The sequence below is a fragment of the Flavobacterium erigeronis genome (assembly GCF_054075165.1).
Genome location: NZ_JBSKGP010000001.1, coordinates 298,609 through 317,609, shown reverse-complemented (window position 1 = coordinate 317,609; position 19,001 = coordinate 298,609). Strand labels below are relative to the sequence as shown.

Below are 19,001 nucleotides of genomic sequence, written 5' to 3'. Positions count from 1 at the left end.
ACAAAATGAAAAATATATATAAAGTTTTAATCGCATTCATTGGTGTATTAGCGGTGTCATGTAATGCAGATGATGTAGAAGATAGACCAGTAATTACACCGGCAGATGCCCCAGTTTTACTTAGCCCTCAAAACGACTTTAACATTGTTCTTACTAAAGAAAATGAAAAAGAGATTGCAACTACAGTAATTTGGGATTATGCAAAATACGATGGTACAGCAACTGTTATTAATTATACTATAGAGATTGCAAAAGCAGGAACAAAATTTGCGACACCAGTTGCAGTTACTACAACTACAGCGCGTTATAGAGCTTTAACAGTAGCAGAATTAAACTCTGCTTTGGTAAACGGAGGTTTTATTGAGAAAGAAGAAAACAGTGTTGATATTCGTATTAAAGCGACTGTTGGTACAGGAGCAGAAGCGCAATATTCTAATTTCTATACTTTTAAAGCGACTCCTTACCACGTACCATTGGCAACTTCTCACTGGTTAGTTGGTGCAGCTACTCCAGGAGGATGGTCTTGGGATGGTGATGCAGAAACTGAATTCCCATTAGTAGTTGGTAAAACAGATGTTTATCAAGTAACAGTTGTTCTTAAAAGCGGAGAATCATTTAGAGAATTCTTAGGAAACAACTTTACAAGCAATGGTAACTGGGATGCAAGCCGTAACTATACTTACTATTCATCGGCTGGTTATACTATCGATGACGAATTGGTAAATGCTGGTGATGGCGATAGTAACTTTAAATACACAGGAGTTACAGGACCAAGAGTTTTAACAATCGATAATGGTGCGAAAAAGATCACATTAGATTAATTTTTTAGCACATATAATTTCAGAAAGGGCTGTCGCAAGACAGCCCTTTTTTATGCGATTTTTTGAAAACGTTTATTTGTTGATTTTGTATTATTTAATTGTAAAAAATACATAACTGTTAATTTTTTACATAATTTTTTATTGTTATTATTATTTGTTAACACTATAACGTTGTAGTGTTGTTTGGAAATATCTTGCCGTTAATCGGTAAGGTATTTTTTATATTTTTAAAAAAGCAATAGCATAATTACTGCTAAAAAAACACCTAGTTTTTGTTTTATCAGTCTGATTAGTTTGTAGTTGCAAATGCAAATCAAAAGACTCTTAAATACAGGTTGCGCAACCTAAGACCGAACCTGAAATTGATGTCACTAAAAGATGATTTTGTAACAACCAAAAAGCGGAAGTCGAAAAGCTAATGAGTAGACATGTAAAAAATCAAAATTTATTAAAATGAAAAAGATTAGTTTAAAAAATATTACAGAAGGTTTAAAAAGAGACGAAATGAGAATGATTCAAGGAGGTTCAGGATGCGGATCTCCAGCAGGAAGTTTCTGCTATTTGAACCACGGTATTTTTAACTGCGCGCCAACTTTAAAATGTGTTCCAAAACCACAATATCCAGGAGACATTTATACTGGAATTTGCTACTAAATAATTCTTGAGAATTTATAACAAAGACTATACTATAAGTTAATTATAGTATAGTCTGTTTTTCTGGTCTGACGAAATGAATAAAATAATATTGCTAAACTGTTATCTAGGAAAACTTCCTTGGTATTTTGATTTTTTTCTAAAGTCCTGTGAGACTAATCCAAGTATTGATTTTATTATCTTTTCTGATGATGAAGAGAAAAGGGAAACGCCTAAAAATGTCAAAATTGTGAAATTTTCATTGGCAGATTTTAATTCTCTTGCTTCACAAAAACTCAATCTCGATATACAAATTTCCAGTGCTTATAAAATTTGCGATTTCAAACCTGCGTTTGGAGTTATTTTTCAGGATCAAATTTCAGAATATGATTTTTGGGGCGTTTGCGATATTGATCTTGTTTTTGGCAGAATAAGAGAATTCATGACCGAAGAACTGCTCAATAATTATGATGTTATTTCAGTTAAAGATTCTTTTCCTTCAGGCTATTTTTTGCTTTTTAGAAACAATCCCGTTGTGAATTATTTATTCGAAAAAAGTAAAGATTATCAATTCATTTTTACCTCAAATGAAAATTATTGTTTTGATGAATGTGGAGGAGCTTATGATGAAGTAATGTCAGGAATTAACATTCTAGATGTGCAAACAAAAACAGAAAGCATTTTCCATGTTTTAGTTAGGGAAAAAAATAACATCAGAATCCATTTTGATTTATTTATTATCGAAGGAACACCTGGAAATATAAAATGGGATAACGGAATTTTAAGCTATAAAAACGAGTACGAAGTTTTGCTGTATCATCTTAGCAGTTATAAGAATAATGTTTTTTCGGTTCAAAAAAAATGGAACAAAATACCAAGATCTTATTACATTGATAAGTACAACATCAGAAAAAGTTCAAACTATTTTTTTGCCAAATGGACAGACGACATAAATCCAAATTTTAGAAATTTTCTTTTTAGAGCAGATATGTTTTGGTCTAAGTTTTTAAATATAAAAAAATTAAAAGGCATAGAAGAAGGAAAGTATTCTTATATGAATCGGATTGTTTTTATTGGTAAAAGCGCCCAAAAGGAAAATTATATAAGCTATGAAGGTTTGCAAAACCAATTTGATTTGACTTCAATGATTTTTCATTCCAACTATTTTTTTAACACAAAAACCAAACATTATTATAGAAATGAAAATAATAGTTTCTCGCAAGTATTTCTTGATGGGAACTTAATTAAATATTCCAAATTATAAAATCAATGAAAATTATTCAATCATTTTGGTCACAGAATCTGGAAAATCCATTAGAGGAAAATTACGGATGGCTTTCTGAAGCACACAATTGGTTAAGCTGGATATTAAGTGCAAATCAGTTAGCAAAATTTTATGAAGTCGAATTATATACCGATCAGAAAGGTTATGAAATATTGATTAACCAGCTTCAATTGCCTTATCATAAAGTTCATGTTGTTCTAGATGAGCTTAACCATTATCATAAAAGTCTTTGGGCGATGCCTAAAATTAAAACCTATAGTCTTCAGAACGAACCTTTTTTGCATGTTGACGGAGATGTGTTTATCTGGAAAGAATTTTCAGATGAGTTATTAAGTGGAGAATTTATTGCTCAAAATCTAGAAGTTACAACCGAATATTATGCAGAAATGTGGCAAGATATTTTTCCTCATTTAGTATACGTTCCTGCTGAGATGAAAGACTATCTCAATAATCATAATAGTTATGCTTATAATATGGGTATAATTGGTGGTCATAATTATGAATATTTCAAGAAATATGCTTCGATTTCTTCTGATTTTGTAGATAAAAACAAATCGGTTTGGAGTTCTATTAATGGATTTAATTTCAATATTTTTTTTGAGCAGGTGCTGTTTTATAACATGATAAAAGAGTCTTCTAAAAAAGTGAATTGTTTGTTTTCTGATACTCCAAATGATAATAATTATATCGGATTTGGAGATTTTGATAAAGTGCCAAACCAAAAAAGTTATCTGCATTTATTAGGAACCTACAAAAAAAGCGTTCGTATTTGTAGCAGTCTTGAAACTTATGTAATCAAAGAATATCCAGAATATTTTGAACGATTAAGAAAATTATTTCCTTCCTATTTTTCACAATACAATATGTCATTTGACCATACTGTAAATAAAAGCTTGAAAAATCATTTTAAAATAAAAAATGCTTTAAATACAGAACAGGAATTGACGAACGAATATCTCGTGGGAAGAAATTTTATGTCTTTAGAATTTCCGCAGGAATTTGATTTTTTAATTGCTAATAATAAAGCTTTTGAATTATCGAAATTGCCAGAAACGGAGATAACAGATTTTTTTGACGACCAATTAGATATAAATATCAGATCGGTGGTTTTACCAGAACTGGGACAAAGAATTTCTCGTTTAAGTATAGATGAAATCGACGAATTAATTCTGGAGGAACTTGCTAAACCAATTCTTTATGAAACGCTTATTCTCAACATGACCGCATATTTGGATGAAGATGTAGATCAACAGGGGAAAAATGATTTTATTGAATTAATTCAGAACAGAATAAGATTCTTTTTAGTAGAAAAAGTGCTTTTTTTAAAAGTAATGATTGAAGAACCAGACTTAATTGCATCAAAATGACAGACTTTTTTTATTTAAAAAAATATCTTCATGAACATAAGTATGGTTTTGTTGGAGAAAAAATTTTACTCGAATTAGAAGCACATCCCGATTATCCAAGCTTGATTGCGATTGTAGATGTTTTCAATTATTATGATATCGAAAATGTAGCGGCGAGAATTGATCCAAGCGAACTGGAAAATCTGCCCAATACTTTTATTTCTGTTTTTTGTACACATACCGGAAGCGAAATTGTTTACACCAAAAAAATAAGCCAGGATTTTGAAATTCAGTTTGCAAATGGTTTTGTTCAAAAACTTTATAGAAATGAATATTTAGAAGGGTGGAACGGAATGATTGTCGCTATTGAAGAAAACGAAAATCCTGAAAATTTAGGCAAAGACATTTTTTATAAAAACATCCCTTTGCTTTTATTGTTTATCGGCAGTTTTGCTCTGTTTCAGGTTTATGCACAGAATTTGTCCAGTCCTTTTCTGTCCATAGGATACTTTTTAGCCTCAATTTTTGGGTTGTTAATCAGTGTTTTTTTAGTTCGAGAAGAATTGGGTTTTCAGGATGCTGCAATTTCAAAAATATGTTATGCTGCAAAAAAGACAAGCTGTACAGAAGTGCTTCATTCGAAAGGAGCAAAAATTCTAGGAAAATTAAAATTGAGTGATCTTTCTTTAATCTACTTTTTGGCTCTGACTTTTTTTTCAATTTTCACCAAATTTCAGGATTCTACTTTTCTTTACAGCTATTTGGCGTTTTTTAGCATTCCTGTAATGCTATATTCTGTTTTTGCACAAGGTTTTATGGTAAAAAAATGGTGCGTTTTGTGTTTGGGAATTGTGTTTGCATTAGCAATTCAGGTTTCATTGGTTTCAATAAACGGCTTTAGTCTAAATATAGATTTAACCAAAACTAAAAATGCAGTCTTGTTTTTATTCGTTTTGGTTATTATAAGTTTTCTTTTTCTAGAAATAAAAAAACTTGTAATAAGTAACTTGAGAAACAATACTATAGAGCTTAAATACAATCAGCTTAAAAGGAAATATCCTGTTTTTAAAGCTTTAATTGATGGGGAAAAGAGTGTAAACGAACTCGCTTTAGAAAAATTAGAAACCATTATAATTGGAAAAGAAAGCGCGCCAATCACAATCAATGCCGTTCTTAGTGCGTCTTGTATGCATTGCCATAGCGTTTATGAAAAACTGTTGAAGTTACAGTCTAAAAATCCAGAACATTTAAAAGTAAAGCTTGTTTTTAATATAAATGTTGAGAATCTTCAAAACCCATATAATATTGTCTATAAACAAGCAATGGCCTATTATATTAAAGGAGAATACGACAAAGCGGTTTCATCATTAAAGGAATGGCATATCGAGAGATTAGATTTTGAACAATGGAAATTAAAATGGCAGGACGGCTATTCTGAAATTGGAATTTCGCTCATACAATCTCAGTATCAATTTTGTCTTGAAAACAAGATTTTTTATACACCAGCCATCATTTTAAACGGACAATTATTGCCCAAAGAATATGACGTTCAGGAACTTAATTTTTTTATTGATAATCTAATAGAAGAAAAAATCTTAGCATTTTGAAAATTACCTCTTTCCCTTTTTACAAACAGCCCGATACTAAAGATTGCGGCCCAACCTGCTTACGCATTATTGCAAAATATTATGGAAAAGTAATTGAGCTGCAGCAAATACGAAATCTCTCTGAAACTACTCGTGAAGGTAGCAGTCTTTTGGGTTTAAGCGATGCAGGAGAAGCTTTAGGTTTTAGAACTCTTGGATTAAAAACTAATTTTGAAACACTTCAAAACGAAATGCCTTTGCCTTGTATAGTGCATTGGAATAGCCAGCATTTTGTTATTGTTTATAAAATAAAAAAAGATAGAGTTTATGTATCAGACCCAAGTCACGGTTTAATTACTTATTCTAAAGAAGAATTTATCAAATTTTGGATAGGTAAAAATGCACACGAAAAAACTGAAGAAGGAGTAGCTCTTTTTTTAGAAACAACACCAGAATTTTATAAAAACGAATGGGATGCAGATGATGAAAAATCTAAAAGAAGTTTTAGTTATTTGACAAAATATTTGTTTCGTTATAAAGGTCTGGTAATTCAGCTAATAATCGGATTGGCGGCAGCGAGTTTGTTTTCGTTATTATTTCCATTTCTTACTCAAAGTATTGTTGACGTTGGGATTCAGACTCAAGATTTAAATTTTATCTATTTAATTCTTCTGGCTCAATTAATGCTTTTTGCGGGTCAGACCGCCATAGAAGTGCTTCGTTCTTGGATTATGCTTCATCTCAGTACGAGAATAAATATCTCATTGGTTTCGGACTTTTTTATCAAACTGATGAAATTGCCCATTAGTTATTTTGACAGCCGAATGACCGGAGATATTATGCAGCGAATAGCCGATAATAGAAGAATTGAACAATTACTGACTGGGAGTTCGCTCAATGTAATGTTTTCCCTTTTAAATCTAGTTGTGTTTAGCTTTGTCTTGGTTTTTTATAACCTTCAATTGTTTTTGGTTTTTTTAATTGGAAGCATTGTCTATCTCGGCTGGATTCTGTTTTTTTTGAAAAAAAGAAAAGAATTAGATTATAAACGTTTCTCTCAAGTTTCGAATGAGCAATCAAAAGTAATTGAGCTTATAAACGGAATGCAGGAAATAAAAATGCATAATGCCGAAAAGCAAAAACGCTGGGGTTGGGAGTTTGTTCAGATCCGTCTTTTTAAAGTCAATATTCAGGCGCTTTCTTTAGAACAATGGCAATCTGTGGGGTCAAATTTCATTAATCATTTAAAAGATTTATTAATTACTTTTTTCTCAGCAACCTTAGTCGTTAAAGGAGATTTAACTCTCGGAATGATGCTTTCTGTACAATATATTATCGGGCAGCTCAACAGTCCGTTAATGCAGATGGTTGGTTTTGTTCGTTCTCTGCAAGATGCCAAAATAAGTTTAGAACGCTTGGGTGAAATTCATGATAAAGAAGATGAAGAAGATGCTCTAAATCCTAAAAACCATGATTTAGATCATTCTGATGTTGAAATAAAAAAAGTGTCTTTTAAATATACTGGAAGTCAAGATTATGTTCTAGAAGATTTAAGCCTGCTTATACCAAGACAAAAAACAACAGCAATAGTAGGGACAAGCGGCAGCGGAAAAACAACTTTACTGAAGCTTCTCATGAAATTTTATGAGCCTAATGCAGGAGAAATACTCTTAGGAAAGATGAAGTTCAATACTATTTCGCCTAGCGCCTGGAGAGGAAAATGCGGCGTTGTGATGCAAGACGGATTTATTTTTAATGACACTATCGCCAATAATATAGCTGTAGGCGAAGATTATATCGATAAGAAAAAATTGCTGCATGCTGTTGAAACGGCCAATATCAAAGACTTTATAGAATGTCTGCCTCTTTCATATAATACCAAAATAGGCAATGAGGGAACTGGAATATCGGGCGGGCAAAAACAACGTCTTTTGATTGCAAGAGCGGTTTATAAAAATCCGGATTATTTGTTTTTTGATGAAGCTACTTCTTCTCTCGATGCGAATAATGAAAAAATAATTATGGAAAATCTTAATCAGTTTTTGGTGGGGAAAACAGCTGTAATTATAGCGCATCGTTTGTCTACAGTAAAAAACGCAGACCAGATTGTGGTTTTAGAAAAAGGCAAAATAGTCGAAATAGGCACACACAAAGAACTGGTTCTTGCTCAAAAGAATTACTACGAATTAGTAAAAAATCAATTAGAATTAGGAAGTTAAATTTCCTTATTAATATAAAATCAAATGACATCAAAAAGTGTTTTAGATGATTTAGAATTGCGTTCAGAAGCTGTGCAGGAAGTATTGTCAAATCCTCCAGCGTGGATTGTGCGTTATGGCATTTCAATTATTTTTGGAGTTATACTTCTATTTGTTTCTGGAAGCTGGTTTATTACATATCCAGATGTAATCTCTGCCAAAGCCATAGTAACATCAAATTATCCGCCAGAAAGATTAGAATCTAAAGTAAATTCAAGAATCGTAAAACTATACATTTCCAATTCCTCAAAAGTTAAGAAATATGATATTTTGGCTATTTTAGAAAGCTCTGCCAATTTTGAAGATGTTTTAAAATTAGACAAAAGTGTGTCTGCAATTCCTTCCGATTATCAATCGTTTTATTTTCCTTTCGAAGAAATGAAGAATTTACAGCTTGGCGATATTCAATCTTCATTTAGCCAATTTCATAAGGCTTATATAGAAAATGAGCTGAATCAAAAACTTCATCCTTATTCAGAAGAAATAAATGCAGGTAAAAGTTCACAGACAGAAAACAAAAATAGATTGTCATCACTATATGGGCAGCAAAAACTTGAAAAAATAAAACTTTCATTGAGCGATGTGCAATACCAGAGATCGTTGCAACTTTATGAAAAAGGAGTGATTTCAAAATACGATTTAGATATCCAGAAAGCAAATAATTTGCAGGCTAAGCAGAGTTACGATCAGATAAATACGGCGATTTCTCAGCAAAGAGAAGCGATCGAACAAGCAAATAAACAAGTTGCAGTCAGTAAAATTTCTCAGAAAAAAGCTGACGTTACTAATTTGACTTCTTTATTTCAGACGTTGGACGATTTGAAAAAAAGCATTAGAATCTGGAAACAGAATTATCTGTTTCAAGCCACTTATGATGGTATTTTCAAATTTCAAAACTCATGGAAAGAAAATCAGCTCATAAAAACAGGAGATTTGTTTGCTACAATATTGCCCGAAAATCAAGGACAATATATTAGCAGTCTAAAAGTTCCATCTCAGAACTCAGGCAAAATAAGACAAAATCAAAAGGTCTTGATTAAATTAGATAATTACCCTTTTCAAGAATACGGAATGCTGGAAGGACGCATACAATCTATGTCGACTATAACAGACAAAGAGGGAAATTATTTTATAGAAGTTACAATGCCAAACGGTCTGCTAACAAGCTATGGCAGAAACATAAAGTTTGATAAAGAATTAACTGGAACAGCAGATATTATTACTGATGAAATGCGCTTGATTGATCGTGTTTTCTATCAATTTAGAAAATTAGTTCAAAGATAAATATTGACTTATTGATATTTGCTGTTAAAAAATGAAGTATATGAAATTTTGTTTTTATAATAATTTTCAGTGATTTATAATAAAGTTGTAAACACTATAACGTTGTCGTAAGTCTATTTTAAAATGACACCTCTTGCATTTCGAGTTAATAAAATATCTTTATTAATTATCTCCATTTTTTGATTGATTAATCATTATTTAAAATTTAAATATGAAAAAAACTTTACTTTTTATTTTCTTTTTATTGTCGATTACTATTGATGCTCAGCAAATAACCGTTTCCCCAGCCGTATTTCAGGTAAATGAGCCCATTACAATTACAGCCTCATTTACTTCGAGCACATGCAATACCATGGGGACTAATCCGACTAAGGTTTATATGCATGCAGGAATAGGTAACGAAGCAAATCCTTGGCAAGTTGTCAAAGGAAATTGGGGAACCGATGATGGCGTTGGATTAATGACTAAGAATGCAAATGGCACATGGAGTATTACGATCACGCCAAGCACCTATTTTGCGTTAACAACAGCTCAGCAGACAGCGGCAACAAAAATGGGAATTGTATTTAGAAGTGCAAACGGAAGTCAGACCTTGAAACTGGCGCCGTCGTGTACCGACTTTTTTCTTAATGTTGGCTCTTTCCAAGTTTCTCTGACTTCTCCGGCAGAAAATAGCACTACAATTATTGCTTCTGGTTCAAGTTTTAATATTGCAGCAACAAATACAGGTGGGGCGGGAAGCTATACTTTGAAAGCTAATGGAGCAACTATAAATACTAATGCTAGCACTTCAAGTTATTCGTACACGCATACCAATATTACAGGGAACCAAAATTATGAATTGATTGCGACTCAAGGGGCAACTACGATTTCGAAGAAATTTACTGTGATTATAAATCCGAATACTGTTTCTGAAGCCATGCCTGCGGGTTTGGTTGACGGTATTAATTACAACCCTGCCGATTTTACAAAAGCAACTTTGGTGCTAGACGCGCCTTTAAAAGATTTTGTTTATGTGGCCGGAAGTTTTAATAATTGGCAGCCAACAACAGCTTATGCCATGAAAAAAGATCCGTCTACAGGGAAATTTTGGTTAGAAATAACGGGATTGGTTGCAGGCGAAAATAATACGTATCAATATTGGGTTGTCGACGCGACTCCTTTGACAAATTCGCCTTCAATGGTAAAAACAGCCGATCCTTATTCGACATTGGTTTTATCGCCTTATGATGATCAATATATTCCTGCGGCTTCTTATCCGAATATGCCTGTATACCCAACTGGGCAAAATTTTGAGGTTACAGTTTTAAAAACGGGACAGAGTCCTTACAATTGGCAGGTGACAAATTTTGTGAAACCAGAAAAAGAAAAATTAGTGGTTTATGAAGTTTTAGTTCGTGATTTTGACGCAGCGAGAAGTTACCAAAGCTTGATTGATAAGATAGATTATTTTAAAAATCTAAAAATAAATGCGATCGAATTAATGCCAGTAATGGAATTTGAAGGTAATGAAAGCTGGGGATATAATACCTCATTTCACATGGCTTTAGATAAGTTTTACGGAACTTCAGACAAATTAAAAGAATTTATTGATTTGTGCCACCAAAACGGAATTGCTGTTATTCTTGATGTTGCCCTAAATCATGCTTTTGGAAGGAATCCAATGGTAAGAATGTGGATGAATGATCCTGACGGAGACGGTTTTGGATCGCCGACAGCAGAAAATCCGTATTTTAATACAGTAGCAAAACACAGTTATAGTGTGGGTGAAGACTTTAATCATGAATCGTTAAAAACGCAGTATTATGTAAATCGAGTGATTAAACAATGGATTGAAGAATATAAAATTGATGGTTTCCGTTGGGATTTAACCAAAGGATTTACACAATTATGTACAGCTGGAGATAATTCTTGTACCGATTCATTCAAACAAGATCGCGTCGATATTTTGAAAAAATATGCTGATTTTTCTTGGGCAATAGATCCTACGCATTATACAATTTTCGAACATTTAGGAAGTGATGCCGAAGAAAAAGAATGGGCCAATTATAAAGTAACAGAAACACCAAGCAAAGGGGTAATGATGTGGGGTAAAATGACAAAAGAGTACAATCAATTGTCGATGGGCTATGCTTCTGAGAGTAATATTTTTAGAATGAATAGCGCCAACCGCGGATTTGCAGCAAATCGTTTGATGGGTTATGCAGAAAGCCATGACGAAGAACGATTGATGTATAAAAATGTACAGTATGGAGCTTCAAACGGAAGTTATAATGTAAAAACATTAAATACGGCATTGTCTAGAATGTCTGCAATTGGAGCGGTTTCTCTGTTGATTCCAGGACCAAAAATGATTTGGCATTTTGGCGAGTTAGGAATGGACGATTCTATTTTTAGCTGTAATAACGGAACTGTAAACGATGAAACGTCAGCCACTCCGGGCGACTGTAAATTGGATACAAAACCACAGCCGCAATGGACAGAGAATTGGCTTGGCGATTCGAATCGAAATAAAATTTACAACGATTGGGCTAAGATCATTACGCTTAAAAAAGCAGAACCAGTTTTTTTAGGAACGGCGACAATGGCCAATACAACTACTCTGATGGTAAATATTAAAATCACCAACAGCAATTTGACTTCGGCTCAGTTGAAAGACGTAGTGATTTTGGCCAATTTTGATACAGCCGCACAAAATATGATTCCGGGATTTCAATATACTGGAGCGTGGTATAACTTAATGGATAATTCGACGATTAACATTACAGATGTAAACGCACCAATAAGTTTAGCTCCAGGAGAATATAGAATTTATGGAAATAAACAGGCAAATCTAGCAATAGAAGATTTTGAAAAAGGAAGTCAGGTTAATCTGTATCCAAATCCTGTTGCCGATTATTTTACTTTAGGATTTAAAACTTCAAAAGTAGATATCTATTCTATGGCAGGACAATTAGTGAAGACATTTAATACAAACGGAAATACAGATTATCAATTCTCAGTACATAATTTAACTTCTGGATTGTATCTCGTAAAAACGTTTGACGAAAATAATAAAGTTCGTGTAGTGAAGTTTATTAAAAATTAGGTTTGGTTAGTAATGAAAAAAGGGCTGTCTAGAAATGGACAGCCTTTTTTTGTTTAAGTAGTTTTTATACAAATATCTTATCTTTTATATTTTTAATGTCTTTTCGAGGGGCTAATAATCAGACATTTTTAATTATAATTTTTATTTGTTTTTTCTTTTAGGGTCATTATACTCTCCAATTAAAGAATAATATCCAAATGTTCCTAATCCCATAACGATAAGTGGGGTTAGTATAAATAGAATAATTGCACCAAATACCAAATCGTCCTGCTGGTCTGAAAGAAGTTTAGGTAAACCAAATTCAAAAACGCAAAAGTAAGCAGCAGCTGCAGCCAAAGCAATCCATAACGCCCCTAAAACTTGTTTAATCGCATTCATTTTTTTTGTAAATTTTAAAGGTGAGTAATTTTGTTTTTGTTGTCAATATAAATCATTCCAATTACAAAACAGATTCCGGCGATTATTATCGGATACCATAATCCGTCCAGATAAAAATCGGCTTTGCCTGCTGTTTTGGCGTGTGATACAAAGTAAGTAGAGATAGCAGGAAGCAACCCTCCAAAAATTCCATTCCCGACATGATAAGGCAATGACATAGAAGTATATCTAATTTTGGTCGGAAACATTTCAACTAAAAATGCTGCAATTGGGCCGTAAACCATTGTTACAAATAACACTTGAATAAAAACCAGAAAAATTAAAGCCCATTTATCGTTTGTATTAATTAGAATTGAGACACTTGTTTGCACATCTTTTTTCTCCATGTACGTTTTTTTCTCTGTTACGGTTGTACCGTCAGTATATTTTTTTTGAAGGGTTGTTACAGTACTTCCGTCAGCTTTTTTTTCGGTTGTTTCTCTGGAATTTTCGACTATTTCTGTTTTGAGGCTAATATCTGTAGTTGTGTACATTGATTTGTAGATAGGTCTATAGGATAAAATAGCTATAAGCATTCCGAACATCATAATATATTTGCGTCCAATTTTGTCGCTTAGCCATCCAAAAACAATAAAAAATGGGGTTCCAATTAAAAGAGCAATCCCTAACAGTTCGTCTACTTGAGAAGAGTCAATATTCATTACCGTTTTCATGAAGCTCATGGCGTAGAATTGTCCTGTATACCAAACCACACCTTGGCCCATTGTAGCTCCAAACAAGGCCAAGAGAACAAATTTTAAATTATATCTATTCCCAAAACTTTCCTTTAACGGATTCGTACTTGTTGTTCCTTCCTTTTTAGCTTTCGCGAAAACCGGAGATTCGTCCATATTTTTTCTAATCAAATAAGAAACGCCAACCATCGCAATCGAAATCCAAAACGGAACACGCCATCCCCATAAATCAAATGCTTCTGCAGAAAGTACGCTTTTGGTTGCCAGAATAACCATTAACGAAATAAATAAACCAACAGTAGCGGTAGTCTGAATCCAGGAAGTCCAATATCCTTTTTCTCCTGCTGGCGCGTGCTCGGCGACATACGTTGCGGCTCCGCCATATTCACCTCCTAGAGCAAGTCCCTGCAAAAGGCGCAAAATCAAAACCAGTAAAGGAGCCAGAAAACCAATCGTTTCATAGCTCGGAATACAGCCAATTAAAAAAGTAGAACCTCCCATTAATAATAAGGTAGCCATAAAAGTATATTTACGACCAATAATATCGCCAAGCCTTCCAAAAAATAAAGCGCCAAAAGGACGAACAACAAATCCGGCGGCAAATGTGGCTAAAGTAGATAGGAACGCGGCGGTAGGATTGTCACTGGGGAAAAATTTGGTTGAAATAACAACAGCCAGACTGCCGAAGATATAAAAATCGTACCACTCAATCATGGTGCCCATAGAAGAGGCAGAAATCACTTTCCAAATGCCCTTAGTAGAAGTTTTGCTCATAAAACAACTTTGAGATCTTGTTAATAATTGAAGTCTAAAAATACAGTTTTACGAATATATAAGATATTTTTTTATCCACTTAATACTTTTTTGACAAAAACTATTTATTTGTTGACATTTGATCTTTGTTTCAATAGTGTAAATAAGTAAAAAGCCTGTTTCTATAGAAACAGGCTTCAGATAAATAATTATTAATTCTTCTTTTTTTAAGTGTTATTCATACCATTGCATTTTTGGTGCGCGATCGTCAAATGTATCGATACCAATTTGTTTGTTTCCTCTATAAATTCTAACGTCACTCACTGTGCCTATTACGCCAACAAAGTTTATATTAAAAGTATATAATCGATTGATTCCTGATGGTAGTTTAGGACTTGGAGAAATATTGTTTACAACAAATTGCCCATCTTTAAGACGGAATCTTATTGTTACATCATTTGATAGAGGTAAGTTACCATTATAGTTGCCAAATATGTAATTTGATCGCCACTTGTAAGTTTCTCCTAGATCATTATTAAAATAGGTCCATGCATCAGATCCTGTTATTGGCATGAAGCAATCTATGGTTTTGCTTTTGCTGCCTCCATAGCCGCCATTCCATAATTCGAGCATGACACCCTTTGTTGTATTGGTAGGATAGCTCGTTGACTTGCTGGATTCTAATCGTACTCTTACTTCGAAAGTATAATCGCCGCTAATATCAAATCCATCATTTGATGTCCAATAGCCCAAAGATAACATAGGATTGTTATTTTGTTGGTAAAGAGGTTGTATTACATTATTATTCCAATTTAGTTCGCCGTCATTCATGAAAGGAACCATCTGATTGGTGAAAGTTTGCTGAGTAGGATAAAAACCTACATTGTCTGCTCGTTTTTTTAGGTCTTTAATAAATGTAACAGCAGTTCCACTCACATTTTTTGTTAGAGTTAAAGGACTATCTTTTACAAGTACATAAACCTCCTCATTTATGGCTTGCTCTATTTTTCTATAAGTTGCCCATAAGTAACCGTTTTCGCCCCAGTTTGATCCCCATGAATTTAGGAGTCTGAATGCTTGTTTTTCGTTGTCATATCCTGTAAGAACAACAGCGTGCCCGCCAGCGTACACGCTATTGTTTATATCCCACAGTTTAATGGAACTTGAAGTAAAGTCATTATCAATAGCTATTGAAATAATTACAGGATTGCCATTAGCTAATTGTCTTTTTATGTCTTCTAGAGTCGGTTTTCCTGTATCGGAGGTTAGTCGGTAATAATCATTTATTCTGAATTTTTTCGCATTATTTTGTTGGCTTTTAGTAGGCAGAGTGCCACAAAGTGTCAGACCCATATCGCTATAAGTGGTTGTTCCTTCTGTTTTTAAAACATCTAGAGCATCAATATAATAGATGCCTCCTTGACATGAATTTTTGGAAATTCTACATTTTTCATATAAATAATCCCCACTTGCATATGCGTTATAGTTAGGTTTTCCATCAGCTAATGTTTTTGTCTCATTGTTCATAAGAGTGCATGCATCTGCAATTGCGTAGGCAATGCATGAGCCTTTAAAGCCTTGATTAAGAGCTGTTGGTAATTCTGGAAACAAGATTTTTGAAGGCAAAGCAGTAATTTTGCTAAATTGAGAAGAGCTTTTTATTGACTTAATTTGAGCGAGTTGCTCAGGTGTAGAAGGAATGTAGCCCATAGATCTCTTTTCATTCTGTGTGCTGCTCTTTTCCACATTTTGCGGAAGTTCATCTTTTTGACAAGATTGAAACATTAAAATGGCAAATAATGCCATGGCTAAATTTAAAAATTTTGTTTTCATAATTATTTGTTTTAATTAACAATAATAAGAATAAAAACACATAAAAAGTAATATTTTAGCTACAAAAAATTAAAATGTATTTTTTGTACATTTTGTTCTTAATAAACAAAAAAAAAATTTCAAAATAGGATATTTGTAGTAAAAAACGCAAGGTTCGCAAAGCTTAAAACAACTTTGCGAACCTTGCGTAAATCTTTGCGCTCTTTGCGGTTAAAAACAGAAAAGTATAAAAAACAAAAAACCCACTCGGTTGAGTGGGTTTCGTGGTACCTCCAGGGATCGAACCAGGGACACATGGATTTTCAGTCCATTGCTCTACCATCTGAGCTAAGGTACCGTGCTTGTTGCGGGTGCAAATATATAATCATTTTTGGTTTGTGCAAAACATTTTTTAGAAAAAATCAATTCGTATCTTCGCAAAAGCAAAAATAGAAATATGATTTTAACGGTCGATGTTGGCAATACCAGAATTAAAGCATCTGTATTTGAGGGTAATACTTCTCTAGAAAATTTTGTTTTTGATAAAAATGAAATCGAAAAAAAAATTAAAAATATTTTAGAAAAATATCCAAAATGCTCCGATTTGGCTGTTGCTTCAGTCGGAAGTATCGAAAAACAATCCTTTTTAGCTTTCGAAAACAGACTAAAAGTTCATTTTTTTACTCACGAAGACATTTTTCCTTTCCATAATAAATATGCAACGCCAAAAACTTTAGGAATAGATCGAATGATTTTGGCTGCAGGAGCAACACTGCAATTTCCAAAACAAAACCGTTTGGTTATTGATGCAGGAACATGCATTACCTACGATTTTATCGACGAAAATGACAATTATTTAGGAGGAGCGATCTCTCCCGGCCTTCGATTACGATATGAATCACTACATAATTTTACCGCCAGACTGCCGTTACTAACCTTAGAAGAACCCGATTCTTATGTAGGAAACTCTACGGCACAAGCCATACATTCTGGGGTTGTCAACGGTTTCGTCTATGAGATTGACGGTTTTATCGATGAATATCGCAAAGAGTTTTCAAATTTTATCATAATTTTAACGGGAGGCGATGCAGATTTTTTGGCTAAACGATTAAAAAATACCATATTTGCCAATTCAAATTTCCTTCTGGAGAGTTTGAGCCAAACATATCAATATAAAATCGACAATGATTAAAAAAGTAATACTAAGCGCTTGTTTGCTTATATCGTTCGTTTCATTCGCTCAACAAGGTACTGCTTCACCTTATTCTTTTTTCGGAATAGGAGATGTGAGATTCAAGGGAACACTTGAAAACAGATCTATGGCAGGAGTTGCAGTAGAGCAGGACACGATTCACTTAAATATAGAAAATCCGGCGAGTTATGCCAGCTTAATTCAGACCACTTTTACAGTTGGAGGAACATTTGCCACTTCTAATTTAAAAACGAGTTCTCAGTCAGAAAAAGCACAGCGTTCTACTTTTGATTATTTAGCATTAGGAATTCCAATGGGAAAATTTGGTGCTTCATTTGGTTTAATACCCGTGAGTTCAGTAGGGTACAAAATTCGTAACGACAATTCTGCTATAGAAGGAGCAACAAGTTCTCAGCTTGACGGAAAAGGTGGTGTCAATAAAGTGTATTTTGGTTTAGCATACAAAATAATTCCTGGCTGGAATATTGGAGTTGACGCACAATATAATTTTGGAAAAATTACAACAACCAGCGTAGAAGCTATTACGGGAGTTGCAAACGGAACCGCAGAAGTAAATACCTCTGAAATTTCAGGAACGGCATTTAGTTTCGGGACTATGTATCAGAAAAAAATATACAAAAAAGTTAGTTTGTTTTCTAGTTTAAGCTATTCTTTTGCAAGTGATCTGAATTCAGATAATACGAGAGTTATTTCGGTTCAAGGAGATCCTAGCGCTTATGCAGTTCCAACAGAATCAACAAAACTAAAACTTCCGAACAAATTAAGTATTGGTTTAGGTATGGGTGAAGCTAGAAAATGGCTTGTAGGAGCAAATATGACTTTTCAAGGAGACGGTCAGTTAGCCAACTATTATAATACTATGCCTAATGTGAGATACGAGAGTTATTCTAAATATGCTGTTGGAGGATATTACCTTCCAAATTATGCTTCTTTTACTAGTTACATGAGCAGAATTACCTATAGAGCTGGTTTGAAATACGAAAAAATTGGTCTGATTGTGAATAACGAATCAATTAAAGATATCGGAATGTCATTAGGAGCAGGAATTCCGATTCCAGGATCGTTTTCAAATGTAAATTTTGGAATCGAATTTGGTAAACGCGGTACGACTTCAGCAGAGTTAGTGCAGGAAAATTATGTTAATTTTAGTGTGAGTTTCTCTTTCAACGACAAATGGTTTGTGAAGAGCAAATACCAGTAAACAATATATTTTATCTTTTAGAAGCTCATTACAATTTACTACATTTGGCAAATGAATTTACCAAAAAGATATAGTCTGATAGTTGTTACAGTTATTGCTGTGACACTATTTTTTGGATGCGAAAGTAATTTTAAAGAAGTTCAGAAAATTAACTTCTCAGAATTTGTTCCTGCCAGTGATGCCGATACTGTAAATATTAAATACACAGATTCTGGACGCATTACAGGAGTTTTGATAAGTCCGAAAATGCTGGATTATTCCAATCTTGAATTTCCATTTACAGAATTTCCTAAAGGAATCGACGTTACTTTATACGATAAAAAGCAAAAACGTACCTTTATAAAAGGCAATTATGCCGTTTCGTATAAAAATACTGGAATTATCGATTTGATAGGAAAAGTGAAAATTACTTCTGAAGCCGGTCAGATTTTAGAAACAGAACAATTATATTTCGATCAGAAAAACGAATGGTTTTACACAGAACGAAAATTTAAATTGACTGATAAAAAAGGGGTTTCCCATGGTCAGGGAATAGATTTTAGCAAAGATTTTAAAGTGATCAATTCGCAGCGAATAACTGGCGAAATTGAATCTAACGAAGAATTATAA

The 19,001-nt window shown here is 33.4% G+C and carries 14 protein-coding genes and 1 tRNA gene; 11 read left to right on the top strand and 4 right to left on the bottom strand.

What is annotated here, in order from left to right; translation table 11 throughout:
- The first annotated feature begins 5 nt into the window (after positions 1–5).
- The 8 genes from ACWA1F_RS01305 (at position 6) to ACWA1F_RS01270 (ending at position 12,301) form a co-directional block, all read left to right on the top strand.
- Entirely contained in the window at positions 6–821 is an 816-nt protein-coding gene (locus tag ACWA1F_RS01305) for a SusE domain-containing protein (protein WP_456890972.1), read from the top strand.
- A 453-nt stretch (positions 822–1,274) separates the two neighbouring features.
- On the top strand, positions 1,275–1,475 hold the full coding sequence (locus tag ACWA1F_RS01300; RefSeq protein ID WP_354588964.1) for a hypothetical protein: 201 nt from the start codon (positions 1,275–1,277) through the stop codon (positions 1,473–1,475).
- A gap of 76 nt (positions 1,476–1,551) precedes the next feature.
- Positions 1,552–2,718 carry a DUF6625 family protein gene (locus ACWA1F_RS01295; protein ID WP_456890970.1) on the top strand — a complete coding sequence of 389 codons (1,167 nt, stop codon included), beginning with the start codon at positions 1,552–1,554 and terminating at the stop codon, positions 2,716–2,718.
- A gap of 5 nt (positions 2,719–2,723) precedes the next feature.
- Positions 2,724–4,106, top strand: a complete 1,383-nt coding sequence (locus ACWA1F_RS01290; protein WP_456890968.1) for a DUF6734 family protein — start codon at positions 2,724–2,726, stop codon at positions 4,104–4,106.
- Positions 4,103–5,692 (top strand): vitamin K epoxide reductase family protein, encoded by a 1,590-nt coding sequence (locus tag ACWA1F_RS01285; RefSeq protein WP_456890966.1) that lies wholly within the window; start codon positions 4,103–4,105, stop codon positions 5,690–5,692. Before ACWA1F_RS01290 ends, ACWA1F_RS01285 begins: the two co-directional genes overlap by 4 nt.
- Before the next feature lie 2 nt (positions 5,693–5,694).
- Complete coding sequence (locus tag ACWA1F_RS01280) at positions 5,695–7,890, top strand: peptidase domain-containing ABC transporter (protein ID WP_456891810.1); 2,196 nt, start codon at positions 5,695–5,697, stop codon at positions 7,888–7,890.
- Positions 7,891–7,914: 24 nt separating this feature from the next.
- Positions 7,915–9,213, top strand: coding sequence for an HlyD family secretion protein (locus tag ACWA1F_RS01275; RefSeq protein ID WP_456890964.1), 1,299 nt, complete (start codon positions 7,915–7,917; stop codon positions 9,211–9,213).
- A gap of 211 nt (positions 9,214–9,424) precedes the next feature.
- Positions 9,425–12,301 carry an alpha-amylase family glycosyl hydrolase gene (locus ACWA1F_RS01270; protein WP_456890962.1) on the top strand — a complete coding sequence of 959 codons (2,877 nt, stop codon included), beginning with the start codon at positions 9,425–9,427 and terminating at the stop codon, positions 12,299–12,301.
- Positions 12,302–12,442: 141 nt separating this feature from the next.
- On the opposite strand, the gene ACWA1F_RS01265 is transcribed toward ACWA1F_RS01270, so the two are convergent.
- The 4 genes from ACWA1F_RS01265 to ACWA1F_RS01250 all read right to left on the bottom strand — a co-directional run bounded on the left by ACWA1F_RS01265 (position 12,443) and on the right by ACWA1F_RS01250 (position 16,336).
- On the bottom strand, positions 12,443–12,679 hold the full coding sequence (locus tag ACWA1F_RS01265; protein WP_456890960.1) for a DUF6814 family protein: 237 nt from the start codon (positions 12,677–12,679) through the stop codon (positions 12,443–12,445).
- Positions 12,680–12,693: 14 nt separating this feature from the next.
- Positions 12,694–14,187, bottom strand: a complete 1,494-nt coding sequence (locus ACWA1F_RS01260; protein WP_456890958.1) for an MFS transporter — start codon at positions 14,185–14,187, stop codon at positions 12,694–12,696.
- A 213-nt stretch (positions 14,188–14,400) separates the two neighbouring features.
- Complete coding sequence (locus ACWA1F_RS01255) at positions 14,401–15,999, bottom strand: C1 family peptidase (protein ID WP_456890956.1); 1,599 nt, start codon at positions 15,997–15,999, stop codon at positions 14,401–14,403.
- 264 nt (positions 16,000–16,263) lie between these two features.
- Positions 16,264–16,336 (bottom strand) — tRNA-Phe (locus ACWA1F_RS01250).
- A 99-nt stretch (positions 16,337–16,435) separates the two neighbouring features.
- Between ACWA1F_RS01250 and ACWA1F_RS01245 the strand changes: the two genes are divergently transcribed.
- Genes ACWA1F_RS01245 through lptC form a run of 3 tightly spaced genes read left to right on the top strand, consistent with a single transcriptional unit; the run spans position 16,436 to position 19,001 of the window.
- Entirely contained in the window at positions 16,436–17,170 is a 735-nt protein-coding gene (locus tag ACWA1F_RS01245; protein WP_456890954.1) for a type III pantothenate kinase, read from the top strand.
- Positions 17,163–18,392 (top strand): hypothetical protein, encoded by a 1,230-nt coding sequence (locus ACWA1F_RS01240; protein ID WP_306155712.1) that lies wholly within the window; start codon positions 17,163–17,165, stop codon positions 18,390–18,392. Before ACWA1F_RS01245 ends, ACWA1F_RS01240 begins: the two co-directional genes overlap by 8 nt.
- Positions 18,393–18,443: 51 nt before the next feature.
- Positions 18,444–19,001 carry an LPS export ABC transporter periplasmic protein LptC gene (gene lptC, locus ACWA1F_RS01235; protein ID WP_456890952.1) on the top strand — a complete coding sequence of 186 codons (558 nt, stop codon included), beginning with the start codon at positions 18,444–18,446 and terminating at the stop codon, positions 18,999–19,001.

Excerpts from the sequence above, each read along its gene's own strand:
- lptC (WP_456890952.1), top strand. The coding sequence starts at position 18,444 with ATGAATTTACCAAAAAGATATAGTCTGATAGTTGTTACAGTTATTGCT.
- ACWA1F_RS01260 (WP_456890958.1), bottom strand. The coding sequence starts at position 14,187 with ATGAGCAAAACTTCTACTAAGGGCATTTGGAAAGTGATTTCTGCCTCT.
- ACWA1F_RS01270 (WP_456890962.1), top strand. The coding sequence starts at position 9,425 with ATGAAAAAAACTTTACTTTTTATTTTCTTTTTATTGTCGATTACTATT.
- ACWA1F_RS01305 (WP_456890972.1), top strand. The coding sequence starts at position 6 with ATGAAAAATATATATAAAGTTTTAATCGCATTCATTGGTGTATTAGCG.
- ACWA1F_RS01245 (WP_456890954.1), top strand. The coding sequence starts at position 16,436 with ATGATTTTAACGGTCGATGTTGGCAATACCAGAATTAAAGCATCTGTA.
- ACWA1F_RS01300 (WP_354588964.1), top strand. The coding sequence starts at position 1,275 with ATGAAAAAGATTAGTTTAAAAAATATTACAGAAGGTTTAAAAAGAGAC.
- ACWA1F_RS01240 (WP_306155712.1), top strand. The coding sequence starts at position 17,163 with ATGATTAAAAAAGTAATACTAAGCGCTTGTTTGCTTATATCGTTCGTT.
- ACWA1F_RS01255 (WP_456890956.1), bottom strand. The coding sequence starts at position 15,999 with ATGAAAACAAAATTTTTAAATTTAGCCATGGCATTATTTGCCATTTTA.
- ACWA1F_RS01265 (WP_456890960.1), bottom strand. The coding sequence starts at position 12,679 with ATGAATGCGATTAAACAAGTTTTAGGGGCGTTATGGATTGCTTTGGCT.
- ACWA1F_RS01285 (WP_456890966.1), top strand. The coding sequence starts at position 4,103 with ATGACAGACTTTTTTTATTTAAAAAAATATCTTCATGAACATAAGTAT.
- ACWA1F_RS01290 (WP_456890968.1), top strand. The coding sequence starts at position 2,724 with ATGAAAATTATTCAATCATTTTGGTCACAGAATCTGGAAAATCCATTA.
- ACWA1F_RS01295 (WP_456890970.1), top strand. The coding sequence starts at position 1,552 with ATGAATAAAATAATATTGCTAAACTGTTATCTAGGAAAACTTCCTTGG.
- ACWA1F_RS01275 (WP_456890964.1), top strand. The coding sequence starts at position 7,915 with ATGACATCAAAAAGTGTTTTAGATGATTTAGAATTGCGTTCAGAAGCT.